The following is a 3,919-nucleotide window of genomic DNA, read 5'->3' as shown; positions in this document are numbered from 1 at the left end:
GTTTAATAGGTTCGTTGATGATATTACTGGAGAGCAAGAGGCTGTAAAAAAACGGAAAGAAGTATTTTAAAGGAGGGCGGTAGATTGTTAGTTTTTAATGGCATTAATTTAGAAGAATACTTCGAGAAAAAATACGAAAAAGGATTTTTTATGGTTAACGATATAAGAGGTCGTGGAATTTTAAGTGACGAAATTAATGAGTTAACGGTACCTCACCGCCCAGGTTCACATTTTTTAGGTAAAAGGACTCCCAAGAGAGTAATCGAGGTAGATTTCTCTCTTAAGGGGGTCTCTCTTTTTGAATTAAGAAAACGTATTGACGAATTAAATGATTTACTGAATACAGATAGACCTGTAGAAATTTTGTTTACGGACGAGCCTGACTTAGTATATTACGGAATTAAGGAAGCAGTTGAAGAAAAGCTTGAAAAATCCAATATTCATCAAGCAACTATTTCATTTTCGTGCCCAAACCCGTATAAGTTAGGGAAAACAAATACTCATTTATTTACTAGAGAAGCAACTTCCGAAATCACTTCTTACTTTGTAAATAAGGGAAGTGTAGAAGCGCCTGCGGTAATAGAAATCCAAGCAAATAAACCAAGTACCTTTCTGGATGTTTGGTATGGTCCGTATCCAAGTGGTCGGGATTATTTTCGCATTGGTTATCCACTCACTGTGGAAGAAACCACAGTACAAGAGCGTGAGCGTGTAATGTGGGATGATATGTCAACTACTATTGGCTGGACCCCTGTAACCGGCCAGTTTGACGATATGAAGGGGACAGGAGAACTAAAGGTCAAAGATGGTACGGCACTTTACTGTCCTTATTATGGACCAGAAGGAACAAAGGGCTTTCACGGTGGTATTGTGAAGAAGAATATTCCTGGCGGCGCGATACAAGATTTTGAAATGGAAGCAAGGGTCCATCTGCAGTCGAGAAATAAAGATCAAATGGGACGAGTCGAAATTTTACTATTAGGTGAAACAAGCGAAGTGGTGGCCCGTATTAATATGAATGATTTATATTGGGATGCTGAAATCACTAAGGCTCATGCGAGAATTGGTAATAGCGGAACACCTAATAGCTCACGCTTATTGGTTGATACAAGTGGTATGCATCCTAATACATTTAATAATTTTTATGGAAGATTACGTATCGCACGAAGAAGAAATGAATGGTCTGTTTATGTGGCAAGGTTTAGAGACGGAACCGAAACGGATGATGCCGCGTTGGTTGAGCGTTATATTGATACTAGTGAAATCGACAAACAAAATCCAATGACGGGGCGTAAGATTGCTCAAGTCATGATTGCAATCTGTAGATGGGATCGGAATACCCCTGTTTATACGATGCAAGTGGACGATTTGAAGATTTGGAAGCTCAATAAAGTACCGGATAATACGAAGCCGTATATTTTCGATACTGGAGATAAAATTATTATAGATACCGAGCGGAGTCTTGTAACAATCAATGGTATGGATGCTATAGATTTAAAAGAGTTTTTCAGTAATTTCCCAACCGTAATGCGAGGCGAAAATCGTATTGATATTATACCACCGGATTTCACCGCGACCGTGAGCTATAGGGAGAGATATAGATGAGAACGCCGAATGGGATATTACATGTCGTGGATTTTAAGACTGAACAAATTGTTTCAGTTATCCAACCAAAAGACTACTGGGATGATATTCGTCATTGGGAAATCAAAAATAATGTTGATATGTTAGAGTTTAAAACTTTTGATGGAACGCCTCACGCAATTACTTTGCAACAACAGAATTTAATTGTAAAAGAAGTTCGTGATGGCCGAATGGTTCCATATGTAATCAACAATGAAGTTGAAAAAGATTCTGATGATAGATCAATTACTATACATGCTTCTGGTGCTTGGAGCCAAATAGCGAAAGACGGCTATATAATGCCGCAACGTATAGAAGGTAAAACCGTAAATGAGTTTATCGATATGGCCCTGATAGGTATGAAGTGGAAACGCGGTAGAACGGAATATATGGGCTTCCACACAATGACAATCGACGAAATTATAGATCCTCTTACATTTTTAAAGAAAATCGCTGCGTTATTTGATTTAGAAATTCAATATCGTGTAGAGGTAGTTGGTTCTAGAATCATTGGTTGGTACGTTGATATGATAAAGAAACGTGGCCGAGAAACCGGTAAAGAAGTGGTTTTAGGAAAGGACCTGGTTGGTGTAAAACGAATTGAGCATTCTAGAGATATTTGTACAGCTCTTGTGGGATTTGTTAAAGGTGAAGGAGACGAAATAATTACGGTTGAGAGTATCAATAATGGTCTTCCTTACATTACTGATAGCGATGCCTTTCAACGCTGGAATGAGCGAGGGAAACACAAATTTGGTTTTTATAGTCCAGAGACTGAAGATCAAAATATGACACCTCAGCGTTTAATGACACTCATGAAAACTGAGTTTAAAAAACGTGTTAATACATCGGTTTCTTATCTAGTAGAAGCGCGAGCTATTGGACGTATATTTGGATTGGCGCACGAATTAGTAAACGAAGGCGATACAATCAAAATAAAAGATACAGGATTTACACCAAAACTATATTTAGAAGCTCGTGTTATTGCAGGAGATGAATCTTATACAGATCCTACACAAGATAAATATGTATTCGGAGACTATCGAGAGATTATAGATCCGAACGATGAATTACGAAAATTATATAACAAAATGCGCGCTTGGTTAGAGGGAAAAGCTAGCAAAGAACTGTTAGAACAACTAGAAAAGTTGGCCGAAGAAGCAAAGAAAGAATCTGGACAAGCTGTAAAGGAATCACAAACGGCTAAAGATATATCTGAGAAATTAAAAGAGAACATAGAAAATAATATGGTGGACATTATTGAAGCTAAGAATCCGCCAACAACAGGTCTTAAAGCAAATAAAACATTGTGGCGAGATGTTAGCAACGGTAAGCCCGGTATCTTGAAAATATGGACAGGTACAGCTTGGGAATCGGTTGTTCCGGATGTTGACGAATTGAAAAATGAACTTGAACGAACAAATGACTCTTTAAGTTCGAAAATTTCCGAGAAACAAATGAAAGCTTATGTAGGAGCACTTGGCGGCCCAAACGTATTATTCAACACTGAGTTTAAAGATAAGAAAGTGGATGCGAACGGTAATGTAGTGAATGAGACTCCCAGTTTAACCAAATGGTCTAAAATCGGAAATGTTACGGGTACTACAATTGACGTTGTAACCGATAGAAAACACGACGGTTATAATGCAGTACGTATAAACGCTGCAGGGTTAAATTCTGATAACTATACAGGGATATCTCAAAGCGCTGGTGTACCTTTAGATAGTGGTGACAATGTATACTCAGCGTGGGTTTACACTGCTGATAAAAACACTATAGCTAACGGCGCGGTTATTAGGATTGGATTTTATAACGGTGCAACACAAGTAAGCTACGTACAAACAGAGATTAAAGAATCACTAGTAAATGGAACGTGGGTGCTGGTAAGTGTAACCGCTAAAGCACCTGCTACTGGTTTTACAAATTTACGTGCTGATATATGGGTACGTCGAAACGGTACAATTTGGGTATCTCAACCGCAGCTACAGCAAGGTAAAGAACCCTCTGTATACATGCCAAACCCGAAAGACATTACCAATTATAAAGAATTAGTTGATCTGGTCGCAGATAAGATAGCTAAGAGCGATTTTGATACTGTAACAAAAAACATGTGGACTGAAATCCGACAGAATACAGGAGAAATAGACTTACGAGCAAAGGCAACCGAAGTTTATTCAAAAAAGGATGCTGATAACAAATTCGCTTATGTTGTGGATATGGAAGCCGCTCTTAATATAACAAACCAAAATATTAACTCTAGAGTTAAAAAAGGGGATGTTATATCCCAGATTAATCA

General features: G+C 38.1%; 2 protein-coding genes. Both read left to right on the top strand.

Annotation, left to right across the window (positions count from 1 at the left end):
* Positions 1-84: 84 nt before the first annotated feature.
* Positions 85-1,605: a distal tail protein Dit gene (locus AC1DJR_RS20360; protein WP_477003368.1), complete on the top strand. Its 1,521-nt coding sequence runs from the start codon at positions 85-87 to the stop codon at positions 1,603-1,605.
* On the top strand, positions 1,602-3,919 hold a 2,318-nt coding region (locus tag AC1DJR_RS20355; RefSeq protein WP_477003367.1), incomplete at its 3' end, for a phage tail spike protein. The genes AC1DJR_RS20360 and AC1DJR_RS20355, both read left to right, overlap by 4 nt.

The sequence above is a fragment of the Bacillus sp. 05T31 genome, assembly GCF_056396725.1.
Note: the sequence above shows the minus strand (reverse complement) of the source record. Positions and strands in the feature narration are given on the sequence as shown.